We start from the raw sequence: 13,551 nt of genomic DNA on the forward strand, positions 1-13,551 counted from the left end.
GAGAAACGGTAGCCAGACCCGTTGGCGGCCCCGGCCAGGATAGTGCAGCTCTGGCCGCCAAGCGGGCGACCAGGGGGGCACTAGTCGGGCTGTAGGCGCCACAGAAGATCGCCTTGCGGCAACCTCCACAATCCACGTGCCGAAGCGTCTTAACAGGCTGAGGTCGATGCTCCGCGAGCCGTAAATCAGAACGCCATTCTCTCCCGCATTTTGAGCGGTCGATCAGTTTCGTGTGCATGCCTCCGCCTGGCTGCGTGAGCTCAATCGCGATAGAAGATGCCGTTTGGGGGCTTGAGTTTGTCGAGATCGGCCACTTTGCCCTCGGGCGGGTTAAGGGCGCGCTTAAGCACGTTATATTCAGCGCGGGTCGGTCCACCGGTTGAAGCACGCTGGAACACCAAGTAGAGTGTCCGCCGCGAACGATTGCTTTTGTTCGGTCGTGAGTAGTGCGGTGCGTAATCGTCGAATATGAAGATGTCGCCAGCCTTCCATACTACGGGTTCCCAGGAGAACATTTCGGCGACTTGAGGATCGATCACCCCACGGGCATCCATGGGAAACACCCCCTTCTTGTGGTTGCCGGGGCTGAAGAAAAGCCCGCCGTTTTCCGGGTCCGAGTCGTCGATGCCTATGGCAACCACCGCATGGACCATCCGGTCGGGGAGTTTGTGTGGAATGTGATAAATGTCCTGATGCGGGAGATAGCCGCCGCTGTCGGGGTAGTGGAAAATCAGCAACTCCTTGAGCCTGCGCGAATCTTCGCCAAGCAAATCATCGACCGCTGACTTTATGCGCTGATCTTCTAAGAGCAAACGACGCAATGGATCATGGAAGTGGAGAAAATTCTCGATCTTGGAGATGATCATTCGATTGTCCGTCGTCTTCTCGAACCACATGAGCCATTTATCATCGCTGACATCCCAGCGTGACATATCTTCGACAAAAATAGAGATATCTTCCTGAGCCGCTGGAGCGAAGAACCTTTCGAGCCTGACGTATCCGTCTTTCTGCCACTTTTCTCTTTGTGCATCAGTCAACATGCGAAAAGCCTCCTGTTGGAAAGACTGGTTGGTCGGACATCCCAATTAGGGCAGTCGGGCGCTGGTCAAGTTGCGGGTCCATGGAGACGGACTCACGTCATGTGGGACGGCGATGCTAAGTGCGTTCCGCTCCGGCGGATATTGTCCGCAGAAGCTCGGCGCGAGACTGCCTATGTCAGGCTCAGCCGGGTCCAGGGGTTCCGTAAACTGAGCCGGATCAGTCGCTTCACCCGGTCCAGCCACGACACGCATCGCTAAAGGCCGGCACCATTCGCTGACCGCCGACCCAGCCATGGCCGCCAAGGCCACGGCTCTCTTCCGAGTGAGCGACCTAGTACGGTCTTGACGACCGTAGGGGAAATGCACGCCCCCAGAATAATGCGATGCGCCGCTTGGTCCAAGGGCTTGTTCGGTCACGATGATTTCGGAGAAGCCTCCGGCCTTCGCCGCAGCGGAGGCGGACATCATTCCTAGGATGCCACCGCCGATGATCAAAAGTCTACGAGTCATATCCCGCTGCCCATTTCTTCGGCTGCGGGGTCGGGCCAGCTCTCGATCGAGGTATGGCTGATGAAGCCAGGATGCTCGGGGTTCGCGCATGGCGCGCGCCCAAGAAGGCTATTGAGGATGCGGCGCGCGCGCCAGGCCAGCAGGCTTAGGTTCGGATCGGCCAGGCCGCGCTGCCCGAGGCTCGCGTTTTGTACGAAGATGCGTCTGTCACGCGGTCCCTCCCAGCTCACCGAAAAATCCTCGCGAATAGCTAATTCATTGTCGATCTGCTCCAGCCGGTGCGCGATGGGTTCCAAGAAGTCTGGCACCGCGTTCTCGTAACCGGTGGCCAGGATGACGATGTCAGCCGTGACTTCTTCGACCTCGACCATGCCGTGCTGCAGGGTCAGCCTGTGACCCGCGCCGGCGTTGATGCAGTGCGAGACGGTGCAGCCCGGCCGCAGTGTGATGTCGGATCGGTTTGGCTCGAAAAATGCGTGGCGGTACAGCGCCTGATAGATCGCGCGCAACGTGCTTTCCGAAACGCCGTCCGAGGCAAGCACGAAACGCCGCAGGAGCAGCTTACGCTGCGACTCGCCCATCGCCGCGAAACGATCCGAAAAGCAGGGCATGAATAACTCGTTTGTGAACGGGCTGTTGTCCAGAGGCAGATAGTTTTCGCGCTGCGAGACCCAAGTGATCGAGGCAGGCCGCCGTTCTTTCGGCAGGCCGACAAGATGCAACATCACCTCGGCTCCCGACTGGCCTCCGCCGACCACGCAGACATGCTTTCTCCGCACCTCAGGGTGGATGTGCAGTAAAACAGATGAGTGGAACAGGTTGCGTCCAATCCAGCCCTGAAACTGAGGCGGAATTTGCGCCTGCTTGCCAATGCCGACCACGACGTTTCTGGCGCCCAGAACCGCCTTATCCGTCCGCACCCGAAACTCGCCGTCAAAGCGGATTTCGTGCACGGTCTCGCCGCCACGGACAAGTGGGTTCCTGTGGAAGGCCCAGTTCAGGTATTGCTCGAACTCAACTCTGAGCACGGCTTCGAACTGTGCGTTCAGGAAGTGGTACAGACGCCCGTTCTCGTACAGGTAGTTTACGAAAGTGTAGGCTGATCGCGGATTCACCAGCGTGACCAGATCCTTGAAGTGGCTCACCTGGAGCTCTGAGGAATCGAAAGCGATGCCTGGATGCCAGCGGAAGTCGACCTGCCGATCCAGGAACAGTGCCCCTTGCCCAACTTGCTCGTGTATCTGACACGCAAGGCTCAAATTAGACGGCCCAGCACCGACCCCAACGCAAGATAACTCCACTTGCTTTCCTCCTATAGAGTCTTCCCACTAGGCGCTTGTTCGCGGCGAATATCGGCCATAACCATTGGGCCCCTCGCGGACGTTTTCGGAGCCCGGTCCCGACCGGGTTTGCGAGAATTTCTCCAGCGCGTTCGCGTCGTCGAATGTAGACCCGAGCATTCCAGCGCGGTGACAATCGAGGGTCAGTCCGGCGACGTGGGGCAACGACGTATGTGCTATCCGCCCGTCTGGATGCCCGCGTCGCCGTCACGCGAGACGCAGCCCATCGAGGTGTTTGAAGCCGGCGCAATCGTCCGCCTCAACCAGGACGCGCCGGCCTTTCGGCGGCTTGATGGCAGGCGAGAGCGCGGTTTTCACTGCGGCGACGGCATTTTCGGTGCGCATGATCATGGAGACGTCTCGCTGATGCGTTCGCAGGGTCCCATGCATGGGCCGTGCCAGAGAAGGAAAATCTTATTAAACAATGGGTTGTCGGATTTGCGATCCTGTCGGAAATCCGACATTGAGGGGACGCCTCACGGCGGCGCCCGATTTGCACGTCGATGTCGCCATTTTCCGAATAGCTAATCGGGCACCTTCTGCACCAGAATACTTCTCTTATGGAGACCAGCACGAAGTCTTCATGAACCGACAGTGCAGAACCTGGTGTCTCTGCCGGCAGATTGCGATATGCCTTCTCCCATCGAGGTTGGCAGTTGCAAGAGCTGCCAGATCCTTCGCCCTATCGTGCCGTTGCACTGGCTCGATCCCGACATCCTCGGAGACCGCGATCATGAAGGGTGACGCAATCTCATGTCCGCCGCGAGGCCTCTCTCATCGGGAAGCAATTCTCTATGTTGGTGTCGGATCCATGCTCTTGATGAGATGGTTGCGGATGGGCGCATGCCCAGACCTGAGCGCATCGATGATTTGCGCGATATGGGACCTTCACTAACTGGATTGTCGAATCTCTGGAAAGATAGCCGGAAGACAATTGCGTTATGACCACTCTGCCGGTTCCAAAAGCACGTGTGCCATTCGGTCCCTGCGACTCAATCCAGGCGGAGGGATGAGGCCGCAAAGCAGTTTTTGCGCGCCCACCGGTGGGCCAGGATGGAGCCATCGTAAAGGCAGTTATTCGATGATCGCCGCCGCGGAGTCCTCAGGCTGTGCCGCGCCCGACACCGGCGACGTAGTGGTCATCGATCGCCCCGTCGCCGATGTCGGTCCGAAGCTCGGCCAGTTTCGCGGTGAGCTTCACTGCTTATTCCGCAGTGCCCACCGAGCTGGCACAGGAGGTTCTATCAGGCGGTCACGGCTGCACTCGTTGTCCGGTCTCCGACAAAGTCGGACATGACACACAGCGCCATCAGGGTGATCGCATTGTTATGAAATGATTTTCTCATTTGGCACGACACCTGCAACGCAGTCCGCAAAACGCGCTGCGGCACGGACAGAGGAGAAATCATCCCATGATCATGCGCGCCGAACATGCGGTCGCCGCCGCGAAAACAAAGCTCTCCCGAGCCTAAGGAGAACCTTGAAATTGTTTTCCAGTCGACATCATTCTTCACGTTATCCTGAGATGACCGCATTCGATTTCCGCCCAACGCTGAATGCTCCCGACGATGATCCCTATCTTTGGCTCGAAGATGTAGAAGGCGAACGGGCACTTGACTGGGCCGCCAGCCAGTCTGCCAGGACCCTGGAGCACTTCGGTGGAACGCAGTTCGAGCGGGACCATGACGCCCTGACAGCGATTTTCGATCGCCCTGACCGGATCCCCTTGAGCAGGCGCCGCGGCCAGTACCTCTACAATTTCTGGCAAGATGCCCGAAATCCGCGCGGACTGTGGCGCCGGACCACCCTTGCCGCCTACATGAAAGTTGATCCCCAGTGGGAGCTACTGCTCGATCTGGACGCCCTCGCCGCTAGCGACGGAGAGGACTGGATCTGGCGCGGCGCGTCCCTTGAGCCGGAGAGACGGGAAAGAGCCGTTCTGCGCCTGTCGCGCGGCGGCAGCGACGCGGTCGTGCATCGCGAATTCGATGTGGGATCTTTTAGCTTTGTCGCCGATGGTTTCAACCTCGCGGAGGCCAAGGGCGAGGTTAATTGGCTCGACCCTGACACGCTTCTGCTTTCTAGTGCGCTTGGTGATGGCATGGCCACCCGCTCCGGCTACGCGCGCACCGTGCGGCTGTGGAAGCGTGGCGCGGATCCGCTCACCGCGCCGGCAATATTCGAAACCGGTTCCGACTCCATGGCCGTGTCCGGCCATTTGGACCGCACCGCTGAGAGCGAGCGCCTCTGGTTCATCGAGCGGTCGACCTTCTTTGAGACGATCGGCCGAATCGGCGACAGGAGCGGGCCGAAGATGCGGATCGACCTTCCTCGGGACGCTGGGTGGAGCAGCTTCGGCGACTGGTTGGCGGTAAAGCCGCGCAAGCCATGGACAGTGGGAGGAATGACGGGCGCGAGCTGGATGGACGAATATGGCGATCCCGACAAGCCGGAGGAATGGATTTTCCTAAAGGAAATCTCCGCTTATCACGCCGCGACGCCGGGACAGCCCTATCCGCCGATCCTGCTTGCCATCACGAGCGGGACGACCGCGTCCACCCGGGCCACGCGCGTAAGATGGCCGCAAAGCTGCAGGCCCTTGGCTATCCCGCTACTTCTACGAACCCGGCGCGGGCGGGCACGGCTACGGCAAGAACAATCGGGAGCGGGCCGCATTCATTGCCTTGGGCACCAATTTCCTTCGCAGCGCGATCGGCTGGCAAGCCGATAGCGTTCGACAGGCGGCCGGGATCCCGCAAGAGCAAAGTTTCAATAAAGTGAGCACAGGTCGATGATTGCGAGCACGGCGCAAATAATGTGAGCACAGTCTCACGCAAAATGAATCATGAGCGCTCCGCCAATCTCAAGCAATTCCAACAGGTTTTTCATAGTGCAATCCATCATTTCTGAAGAGCAAGGAGAGAATATCATGGCGAGAAACCAAATGCGCGCCGCGCGGGTAGTAACAGCGGCTGTTGTCCTCATGGTGATGGGACAGCAGGCCGTCGCGGCGGACCTTGCGCAAGCGGCGAGCGTCCCGCAGGCAGGAGCCTCGGTCACGGAAGCGCCAAGCCCTTGGCAGATCCGCCTGCGTGCGTTGGGGGTCGTCACTGAGGAGTCGGGCTACGTCAATGCAGTGCCCGGCTCCGATCTTTCTTATTCAAACACGGTCACGCCGGAACTCGATATCTCCTATTTCTTCACGGACAACATCGCCACGGAGCTCATACTCGGCACCACCTACGCCAACATCGACGGCCAAGGAACGATCGGCGCACTGGGCAAGATCGGCAAGGTTTGGCTGCTGCCGCCTACGCTCACATTGCAGTATCATTTTACCAACTTCGGCGCTTTCAAGCCCTATGTCGGCGCCGGCGTGAACTACACGATATTCTATAACCAGGATGTCGGCAGCGCCGACGCTCTCAAGGTTAAGAACACGTTCGGCACCGCGCTGCAGATCGGGTTCGACTACATGGTGGATCAGCACTGGGGCGTCAACTTCGACGTGAAGAAGCTTTTCCTCAAACCAGACTTCGACGTCACCGTCGACGGCGCGAAGCTGACGGGAAAGGCGGAGCTCGATCCCTGGTTGATAGGCGCAGGTGTCACCTACCGCTTCTAACAACGAAAGGTGAAGGCGGCTGCTGATAGCCGATCGGAAATGAAGGGCGCCTGGTGCGCCCTTTTTACGGTCGGCCCTACAGAAGGGAATCGACCCGGATCATTCGAGGAGCGGCCTTGCTGGGCCGGGAAACGGTCATTCGCTACACCGCCGATGCCGCGGCGCGGTCGCGCTGACGGACACGAATCTCGGAAGGTAGGTGAGCCGTCGTGCAGGTGGTGGTGATTGAGCGCCCCCTCGGAGGGGCGCAAAGCCGAATGACCGAGATCGCCCACCCTGAACCAGTTGGCGTCGGGTGCCAGGCCTGTTTGTTGGGCCGAACCAGATCCGTGTGGCTGACGCCGAGAGCCGATGCCAGTTCATAGATCGTGATACGTCGGATTTCTTCGGCCTTTCTCCAAGCCGCTGATGTACTGCTGGATGAACCCAGAAATCTCGGCAAGCTGCTCCTACGTCTCACGCTTCCTTTGCTGATTCTCTGTACGTTCCTTCCGACCAACTTGCGTATCTCCATGCACGACAAGCCATCGGATTGGGCAGCTTGAGTTTATCAACTACAATTTGTAATCTACCGAATCCGCTGGCGGAGGAGGGCTTCGGAGGCAATTTTCCGGAGGTAGAATCCAGCGATGTTACAGCCTAAATTAAACATGCCGATTGCCGACGAAGTCCCTTGGTCGGATGGCCTCGACCTATGACAAGGAGCATTTCACGACCTATACGAGGCTCCTGGATGCATCCGGTGACGACGCCAGCGAAGAGGAAATGGCGCATCAGATCCTCGGCATCGATCCGGCACGCGAACGGGAGCGCGCACGCAAGGCTCTTCGCAGTCACCTCGACCGTGCGAACTGGATGTTGACAACCGGCTACAAGGAATTGTTCGGCAGCTGACGAATTGCGCGGAACAATCCGCATGGCGGCGGTGAATGGCGCGGCGGATGCGGCCGACAGATGGTCGCGAGGGCATTCCAGTTGGCCGGTCCCCGTGCGAAGCCCCGCAAGCGAACCGTCGAGAGCCTAGGGACTAAGCGGTGACGGCGACCACGGCTACCAGCTAACAGGGATTTGGCGGGCGTCCGTGTGCATTGAGACTGTCCCACTGGGCCAGATTGGGTCGATTTGGAGTCGGACGGGTCGCCTAAGAGACGTGCTAGTCGGCACGCGGCAACACGAGATGTAGCGGTCGTCGCCCGCCAGCAGGACCGCTGCACGGCAGGGCAGCGCCGCCAAGTCGAATGGCGATCCTGATGATGAAGACACCGGTGCTGTAACAACTGCAAGACGCATGATCACGGGATCGACCCTCTAATACCGGTTTTGCAGATACTGAGTGGCCCCGCGAGATCGATAGTTCGAGATCAGCCGGGGTTTGCTGGAAAGTGGTGATGATAAGGGGATAGGCAAAGATGAGACGCTCAAGTTCTGCGGCCGCACCAGCCATGGCTGTTCGGAAATCCGCCTTGGAGTGAACGTTGCATCAAAATTTTGGACTTGGCTCAAATCTGGACCTGCGGACCCCAGGCGCCCACAATTCCTGAAACTTCCGATGCCCGCGGCCTGTTTGACGTTGCGGCGATCAAGGCGGCGGCTGGTTGCCTTGGAGACCTGGGCATGGATGCGATCTATGAGTTCGAGGTGCAGGACCTGTCGTGGTCGACGGAAACTCCATTCACCATTCCAGGCCTCTCGAGTGGCGTAAGCGCAGGGCGGCCGACAGCATCGCACGCAACATCGGCGTTTGAAAATGAGCGCGACTACGCCGAGACGGAAACACAACCGCCGTCTCGTCTGGGCGCAACTGTGCTCGTCGCCAACCGATCGAAAAGGCGCTCTGTCATCTAAAAGCCAGATGACGCCGATATAAAGATCACATTTGACCAAAGCCGTCCGCGCGACCGATGGTCGGATCCGCCCTTTCTATGCAACTTCGCTGCGAGTTGCAGATGGGGAAACTGATCCGGTGCGAGGGAGGTTGGGGTGACGACGCGCAAAGAATTGCTTGAGAGAGTAGTCGAACAGATTGCGGACTATCGTGAGGGCGAGATTGCATCGATGGGCACCGCCCATGTAGATAAATGGGTTCGTCAATTTGCCGGAGCGTCCCAAGAGCCAATCCTTGCAGAGCTTGGACATGTGTTTAGCAAAACCTATTTCACCCGCAAGACTGTCGCTGATTTCCTCTCTGAGATCGCAGTCAGTAAAGAACTTACCGGCGGCGATCCCAAAGAATTCTGGAAAAATGTTAAGGTATTGCAGCTTCAAACGGCGGGAAATAGCCAAAGAGATATGTTGTCGATATTCGACAAGGCGCTACAGAATACCTTCGGATCGAAGATTGCGGACTGCGGCGGTAACGCGCCAGATACCTTTTTGTATATCGATGATGTCTTGTTCTCTGGTGGGCGGATTAGGCATGATGTCGTCAAATGGATCAAGGAGGCCGCTCCCCAGCAAGCCAAGCTCGCTATTGTGACCATTGCAAATCATCTACTTGGCGAGTGGCGAACAGGTAAGGACATTGCTGAGGCGGCTAAGGAGGCAGGCAAAAGTATCAACGTCACATGGTGGCGCGTATTCCAGATCGAGGATCGGAAGGCCTATATGACCAATTCCGACGTGCTGCGACCTACAATGACTCCTGCCGATCCCGCGACGGCGGCCTATGTGCAGGGCCTAAATCTGGAACCGGTTTTTCGAAGGCCCGGTCAAGTTGGAGGTTTGCGATTCTTCTCCTCCGAAAACGGCCGGGCGCTGCTTGAACAGCAGTTTCTGGTGTCCGGCGTTGGAGTGCGCGCCACGTGCCCCTACCTAAACGTCTATATGCGCCCCCTCGGAAACAGTATGATGGGAACGACGGGATTCGGGTCAATGATAGTTACCTATCGCAATTGCCCTAACAACGCCCCTTTGGTGTTATGGGCGGGCAATCCATGGTATCCTTTGTTCCCGAGGAAAACGAACTAGCTCATGGCCCAAGCCGAATTTCGAAGCTATCAACGCGATCAAGTCATCAGCTTCCGCAAGACGACTGAGGATTTCGGCGGCCTATCGAACATGGCGCCGGGATTTCCGATCACAATGCTGGGTCAGCTGATACGCACATCCGAAGCCCTCTATCAAGCGTGTCGGTTCCCTCACAGGCCCGACATCCAGCGGATAGTCATCGACGAAACCAGTCCGATGACAGCCAAGATGAAATCCAAGCCATATCGTAAGGATTCCCGGCCGGATTGGGAGGATATCCGGGTTCAGGTGATGCGCTGGTGTCTCCGGGTGAAGCTGGCGCAGAACTGGGAGACCTTCTCGACGCTTCTGCTGGCGACGGGCGACCGACCAATAGTTGAGGACTCGCGCAAAGACGACTATTGGGGCGCAAAGGCAGTAGAAGACGATCATCTAGCGGGCCGCAATGTCCTGGGCAGACTTTTGATGGAGCTACGCGAGGTCTTGCGCAGCGACCCGGATCGGATCACCGAGGTGCTGCCGCTCGACATCCCGCATTTCGTGCTCCTAGGTCGGCAAATTCCTACCTTAAAGCGCATGGCCCTCAAGGCGCATAGTCGGGCGGATCCAGCCGTTACTATAGACAAGATCACTCAATCGACAGCTGAAGAATTTAGCAAAAAGCCTACACAGGGGGTGTTACTATAGCCCTCTTATACATTACGCATCTGAGTTTGTTTGGCGCTGAGCGGCGGACGGCTGGCGTCGCGGCGTCTTTTTCACCGCGGCTGTGTCTGGTTGTGAAAGCGCTGGGGGTTGGAAGCTGTCTGGTTCGACGCGAGCTGCTGCCCCGGCGGTCATGGTCCAGCCGGCTGATGATGTTTGCACGCATCGTTTCGTCCTCCGCTCTTCAATCGCGCGCCTTTTGGTGAGACGCGACCGGAAGACCCGCCGTCGAAGGCGGACCGCATCCGAAGGACCGGAACGAAGAGGAGGACCCGAAGCGACAGCGAAGGCTTCCGGGATGCCGCGGCGGGTCGAGAAGAGGGAGTTCCGCCTACCCCGCGCCGTCGGGAAACTGCGCGGGTCTGATGACCCGCGACCGGCAGCAGCCGACAGGCTGCCGGCGCCAGGGGGCGAAGCCGATTGGCCGAGACTGCCTGAGCTTGCCGAAAAAAGCCGGCTTGGTTCACGACCACCCGGTGCGCGTCGTCAGGCCCGCGAGCGCCGTCAAGAGCTGGCTGGATTTTCCGCTTCCGCCGAAGCCGATCGCGAATGCTAACCCTTGCGGGTTTTATTAGCTCGCACGGGTCAACGCTGAATGCCTCCGCAAGTCGTCCCAGCACGCTGACGCTTGCGGAGACGCGGGCACGCTCGATCGAGCCCACAACGCATGCTGAGATCCGCGCGTGCAGCCAAGTCTTCCTGCGTCAGATCCTGTTCATGGCGCAAGCGACGCATGTTGATCGCCATGACCTCTTTGAGATCCACGGGCGAGATAGGCGCTGAAAAAGAATTATCGTTCAAGGAATGATCGTCCTATTCCTTATAGTTGACCCGTTGGTGAGGTGGCTCAAGCCAGGACCCGATCCGGCCGACCGCCACCCTCTGCTCGAAATCAAACGGTCAAAGCGCGCACATGAAGCCAGACATCATGGACGAAGTCCCCTGGTCGGACAGCATCACGAGCTACGACAGGCAGCATCGCAGCGTTTACCTGCGCATCCTCGACGCCTGCGCCTACAATGCCAGCGTAGAGGAAATGGCCGATCGCATTCTCGGCATCGACCCGATCCTTGAACCGGTCCGCGCCCGCAAGGCTGTTCGCAGCCATATAGATCGCGCGAATTGGATAGTGACGACCGGCAGCAAGCACCTGTTCGGCGGCTGAAATAAACGCGGATTGCCACGCCTTTTCAGACGAGGAAGTCCAGGTACCCGCCATTCATCAGTGCGCGGCCACGAGAAACGGCGCGCCGCATGCGATCGCGCAGGTGATCGCGAGGATCGTTCCAGTCGGAGTGGACGCGCCGTTGACCGATCAGCGCCTCAGCGATTTCGCGATGTGAGGCTCCGGCGAGCGATCCGTCAAGCGCGCGAGAACAAGGTCATTCGGGCGCCGCATCTTTCAGTAGCCGAAAGGCCTCCCCGCGTCAGGGGCGAAGCCGAATGGCCGAAACCGCCTGAGCCCGCCGAAGAAAAGCTGGCTCGGTTCCGTCAGCGCCGTTAGGCGCGCGGGCGCCCGCTAGGACCGGAGCTCGACAGAATCTCACAGGGTTCAGTGTCAAGAGCCACGGTTACCTCCAGAAACTCGATGACATCGAGACGCCGCTCTCCGCCTTCGTACTTGGCCACGAAGGATTGCGGACGACCAAGCTTCTCAGCCACCTGCGCCTGGGTTAGGCCTTTGGCCTTGCGCAGCGAAACCAGCTGGGCCGGAAACCGCCGGTGGCGGGGCGATCGAAGGGATTTTGGCATGCGGGGGAACCGGTCAGGTAAAGACCGGCTCAGCGACTAATCCCGGTTTCGGATTATCCCATTTTGGGATATACTGCGTTGGATCCAGCGCTCAACAGGCGAGGTTGGCAGCAGGCATGAATGGTTCAACGGGAACAGATAAGACTCGATGCTCGACTCTGTGCGACGAAGTCCCCTGGTCGGACAGCATCACGAGCTACGACAGGCAGCATCGCAGCGTTTACCTGCGCATCCTCGACGCCTGCGCCTACAATGCCAGCGTAGAGGAAATGGCCGATCGCATTCTCGGCATCGACCCGATCCTTGAACCGGTCCGCGCCCGCAAGGCTGTTCGCAGCCATATAGATCGCGCGAATTGGATAGTGACGACCGGCAGCAAGCACCTGTTCGGCGGCTGAAATAAACGCGGATTGCCACGCCTTTTCAGACGAGGAAGTCCAGGTACCCGCCATTCATCAGTGCGCGGCCACGAGAAACGGCGCGCCGCATGCGCGAGAGGCCTAACTCGATCATGCCGGCGAAAAGTTCATAGGTGGCGGTCGCAATGCCGCCCGCTCCCTTTGGTGCGGACGAGGGAATGTCGAGCGCAAAGCGGCTACTTTCCCATATGCTCGGAAGCTCAGGTCGCGTCTTTCCGTCCAACAGTACGGGAAAGGTGTCGCGAAGCATTGTCGGCCCTGTGGAGGGCAGAAGGCGCACACAACCATCGACAGAACCGTCCAAACCGCGCCGCAACAGGTAGTGAGGTCTCAACGCATCAAAAGAATCGATCTCGTAGCCGCCACCTCCTCTCACCTCCCAGTCGAGTCTCTCCTTGAAGACGCGGTAGCGCAGGCGATGCATTGCATGCAGGTCGTCGGCAAAGTCCTCGTAGCAGTCTGGTGCAATCAGATGGATCATCAAGAGCCTCCTCGCGGGGAAAATTCCCCGGTATTGGAGGCGAAGCTTTGCGCTTGCGCTGCCTGTGCAGTTGCACAGGTAGAATATCAGAGATACGAGGATTTCGAAATGGTGAGAAGCGCAACCAACTGGCTTCTGGTCCTTACACCGAGCTTCCTGCGGGCGTTATCGAGATGAAACTCGGCCGTGCGCTGTGTGATCCCAAGGATGCAGCCCATCTCCCAGGCCGTCTTGCCACGTACTGCCCATTGCGCGCACTCGTATTCGCGCGCCGTCAAAGGCACACCGTCGACGATCCGGTCAGCAGACAGTTTTCGTCGAGCGAACATGTGAAAACAGGCCGCAACGTATGGGAGATCGTCTTCATAGCGTTCCGCGACGCGGAAAAATGCAGGATCGCGCTCGTCAGCGGCAAAGGTCATCGCCGCAAAATTGCCGCGGTGATCGATAATCGGGATCGTCAAACCACAGCAAATGCCGAACTGCGCCGCTTCGTCAAAGACCCTCTGCTCGGCTTCTGATGGCTCAACCCCCAGTAGTGCGGAGCCCCATCGAAATGGGTATCCGCCACAGCGGGCGCGCACTATGACGGGATCGACACTCTGGTACTGATGGGGTGGACGCCCCCTCGACGGCATCGATGTGCCAGAATGGTGGTGTTTGACAGCCACCGTAAGAGAGGGAGCGTCCACAATGGAAGTTAACACGATCG

15 protein-coding genes and 4 pseudogenes are annotated in these 13,551 nt (G+C 58.7%); 8 read left to right on the forward strand and 11 right to left on the reverse strand.

Annotated elements, in window-relative coordinates; translation table 11 throughout:
- Positions 1-260: 260 nt before the first annotated feature.
- From NKI18_RS21515 to NKI18_RS21535, 5 genes are all read right to left on the reverse strand, one after another.
- Entirely contained in the window at positions 261-1,040 is a 780-nt protein-coding gene (locus NKI18_RS21515) for a phytanoyl-CoA dioxygenase family protein (protein WP_353020402.1), read from the reverse strand.
- Positions 1,041-1,085: 45 nt separating this feature from the next.
- Entirely contained in the window at positions 1,086-1,640 is a 555-nt protein-coding gene (locus NKI18_RS21520) for an FAD-dependent oxidoreductase (RefSeq protein ID WP_353020404.1), read from the reverse strand.
- Positions 1,547-2,851 carry a lysine N(6)-hydroxylase/L-ornithine N(5)-oxygenase family protein gene (locus NKI18_RS21525; RefSeq protein ID WP_353020406.1) on the reverse strand — a complete coding sequence of 435 codons (1,305 nt, stop codon included), beginning with the start codon at positions 2,849-2,851 and terminating at the stop codon, positions 1,547-1,549. The genes NKI18_RS21520 and NKI18_RS21525 overlap by 94 nt, the downstream gene beginning before the upstream one ends.
- Positions 2,852-3,097: 246 nt before the next feature.
- Positions 3,098-3,241: a hypothetical protein gene (locus NKI18_RS21530; RefSeq protein ID WP_353020407.1), complete on the reverse strand. Its 144-nt coding sequence runs from the start codon at positions 3,239-3,241 to the stop codon at positions 3,098-3,100.
- A gap of 893 nt (positions 3,242-4,134) precedes the next feature.
- Positions 4,135-4,404 carry a hypothetical protein gene (locus NKI18_RS21535; protein ID WP_353020409.1) on the reverse strand — a complete coding sequence of 90 codons (270 nt, stop codon included), beginning with the start codon at positions 4,402-4,404 and terminating at the stop codon, positions 4,135-4,137.
- An 11-nt stretch (positions 4,405-4,415) separates the two neighbouring features.
- Here NKI18_RS21535 and NKI18_RS21540 point away from each other — a divergent pair.
- Together NKI18_RS21540 and NKI18_RS21545 are read left to right on the forward strand one after the other, a co-directional pair.
- Positions 4,416-5,685 (forward strand): annotated as a pseudogene (locus NKI18_RS21540) (prolyl oligopeptidase family serine peptidase).
- Between the two features lie 149 nt (positions 5,686-5,834).
- Positions 5,835-6,515 carry an OmpW/AlkL family protein gene (locus tag NKI18_RS21545; RefSeq protein ID WP_353020424.1) on the forward strand — a complete coding sequence of 227 codons (681 nt, stop codon included), beginning with the start codon at positions 5,835-5,837 and terminating at the stop codon, positions 6,513-6,515.
- A 359-nt stretch (positions 6,516-6,874) separates the two neighbouring features.
- On the opposite strand, the gene NKI18_RS33420 is transcribed toward NKI18_RS21545, so the two are convergent.
- A complete protein-coding gene (locus NKI18_RS33420) occupies positions 6,875-6,949 on the reverse strand; it encodes a hypothetical protein (protein ID WP_502900728.1) in 75 nt (24 codons plus the stop codon).
- A 195-nt stretch (positions 6,950-7,144) separates the two neighbouring features.
- On the opposite strand from NKI18_RS33420, the pseudogene NKI18_RS21555 reads away from it, so the two are divergent.
- The 4 genes and pseudogenes from NKI18_RS21555 to NKI18_RS21570 all read left to right on the forward strand — a co-directional run bounded on the left by NKI18_RS21555 (position 7,145) and on the right by NKI18_RS21570 (position 10,169).
- Positions 7,145-7,409 (forward strand): annotated as a pseudogene (locus NKI18_RS21555) (hypothetical protein).
- Between the two features lie 720 nt (positions 7,410-8,129).
- Positions 8,130-8,360 carry a hypothetical protein gene (locus tag NKI18_RS21560; RefSeq protein WP_352823562.1) on the forward strand — a complete coding sequence of 77 codons (231 nt, stop codon included), beginning with the start codon at positions 8,130-8,132 and terminating at the stop codon, positions 8,358-8,360.
- A 135-nt stretch (positions 8,361-8,495) separates the two neighbouring features.
- Positions 8,496-9,482: a phosphoribosyltransferase-like anti-phage protein gene (locus NKI18_RS21565; protein WP_353020411.1), complete on the forward strand. Its 987-nt coding sequence runs from the start codon at positions 8,496-8,498 to the stop codon at positions 9,480-9,482.
- A gap of 3 nt (positions 9,483-9,485) precedes the next feature.
- Positions 9,486-10,169, forward strand: a complete 684-nt coding sequence (locus tag NKI18_RS21570) for an NADAR family anti-phage protein (protein WP_353020412.1) — start codon at positions 9,486-9,488, stop codon at positions 10,167-10,169.
- A 581-nt stretch (positions 10,170-10,750) separates the two neighbouring features.
- Here NKI18_RS21570 and NKI18_RS21575 read toward each other — a convergent pair.
- A pseudogene (locus NKI18_RS21575) lies at positions 10,751-10,952 on the reverse strand (helix-turn-helix domain-containing protein); the annotation flags it as partial.
- A 163-nt stretch (positions 10,953-11,115) separates the two neighbouring features.
- Here NKI18_RS21575 and NKI18_RS21580 point away from each other — a divergent pair.
- On the forward strand, positions 11,116-11,352 hold the full coding sequence (locus tag NKI18_RS21580) for a hypothetical protein (protein WP_353020414.1): 237 nt from the start codon (positions 11,116-11,118) through the stop codon (positions 11,350-11,352).
- Positions 11,353-11,377: 25 nt separating this feature from the next.
- Here NKI18_RS21580 and NKI18_RS21585 read toward each other — a convergent pair whose 3' ends face one another.
- Entirely contained in the window at positions 11,378-11,518 is a 141-nt protein-coding gene (locus NKI18_RS21585) for a DNA -binding domain-containing protein (RefSeq protein WP_353020425.1), read from the reverse strand.
- A gap of 169 nt (positions 11,519-11,687) precedes the next feature.
- Complete coding sequence (locus NKI18_RS21590) at positions 11,688-11,939, reverse strand: helix-turn-helix domain-containing protein (protein ID WP_353020415.1); 252 nt, start codon at positions 11,937-11,939, stop codon at positions 11,688-11,690.
- A 116-nt stretch (positions 11,940-12,055) separates the two neighbouring features.
- Between NKI18_RS21590 and NKI18_RS21595 the strand changes: the two genes are divergently transcribed.
- On the forward strand, positions 12,056-12,337 hold the full coding sequence (locus NKI18_RS21595; RefSeq protein WP_352823441.1) for a hypothetical protein: 282 nt from the start codon (positions 12,056-12,058) through the stop codon (positions 12,335-12,337).
- A gap of 94 nt (positions 12,338-12,431) precedes the next feature.
- Here the strand turns inward: NKI18_RS21595 and NKI18_RS21600 are convergent.
- A pseudogene (locus tag NKI18_RS21600) lies at positions 12,432-12,839 on the reverse strand (acyl-homoserine-lactone synthase); the annotation flags it as partial.
- A gap of 86 nt (positions 12,840-12,925) precedes the next feature.
- Positions 12,926-13,551 (reverse strand): helix-turn-helix transcriptional regulator (locus tag NKI18_RS21605; RefSeq protein WP_353020417.1); only part of this gene is annotated, 626 nt, incomplete at its 5' end.

The organism is Mesorhizobium sp. M0800, assembly GCF_040320095.1.
In the GTDB taxonomy this organism is placed as follows: Bacteria; Pseudomonadota; Alphaproteobacteria; order Rhizobiales; family Rhizobiaceae; genus Mesorhizobium.

Coding starts and splice junctions, on each gene's coding strand:
- NKI18_RS21515 (WP_353020402.1), bottom strand. CDS start 1,040: ATGTTGACTGATGCACAAAGAGAAAAGTGGCAGAAAGACGGATACGTC.
- NKI18_RS21520 (WP_353020404.1), bottom strand. CDS start 1,640: ATGCGCGAACCCCGAGCATCCTGGCTTCATCAGCCATACCTCGATCGA.
- NKI18_RS21530 (WP_353020407.1), bottom strand. CDS start 3,241: ATGATCATGCGCACCGAAAATGCCGTCGCCGCAGTGAAAACCGCGCTC.
- NKI18_RS21545 (WP_353020424.1), top strand. CDS start 5,835: ATGCGCGCCGCGCGGGTAGTAACAGCGGCTGTTGTCCTCATGGTGATG.
- NKI18_RS21560 (WP_352823562.1), top strand. CDS start 8,130: ATGGATGCGATCTATGAGTTCGAGGTGCAGGACCTGTCGTGGTCGACG.
- NKI18_RS21570 (WP_353020412.1), top strand. CDS start 9,486: ATGGCCCAAGCCGAATTTCGAAGCTATCAACGCGATCAAGTCATCAGC.
- NKI18_RS21580 (WP_353020414.1), top strand. CDS start 11,116: ATGGACGAAGTCCCCTGGTCGGACAGCATCACGAGCTACGACAGGCAG.
- NKI18_RS21590 (WP_353020415.1), bottom strand. CDS start 11,939: ATGCCAAAATCCCTTCGATCGCCCCGCCACCGGCGGTTTCCGGCCCAG.
- NKI18_RS21595 (WP_352823441.1), top strand. CDS start 12,056: ATGAATGGTTCAACGGGAACAGATAAGACTCGATGCTCGACTCTGTGC.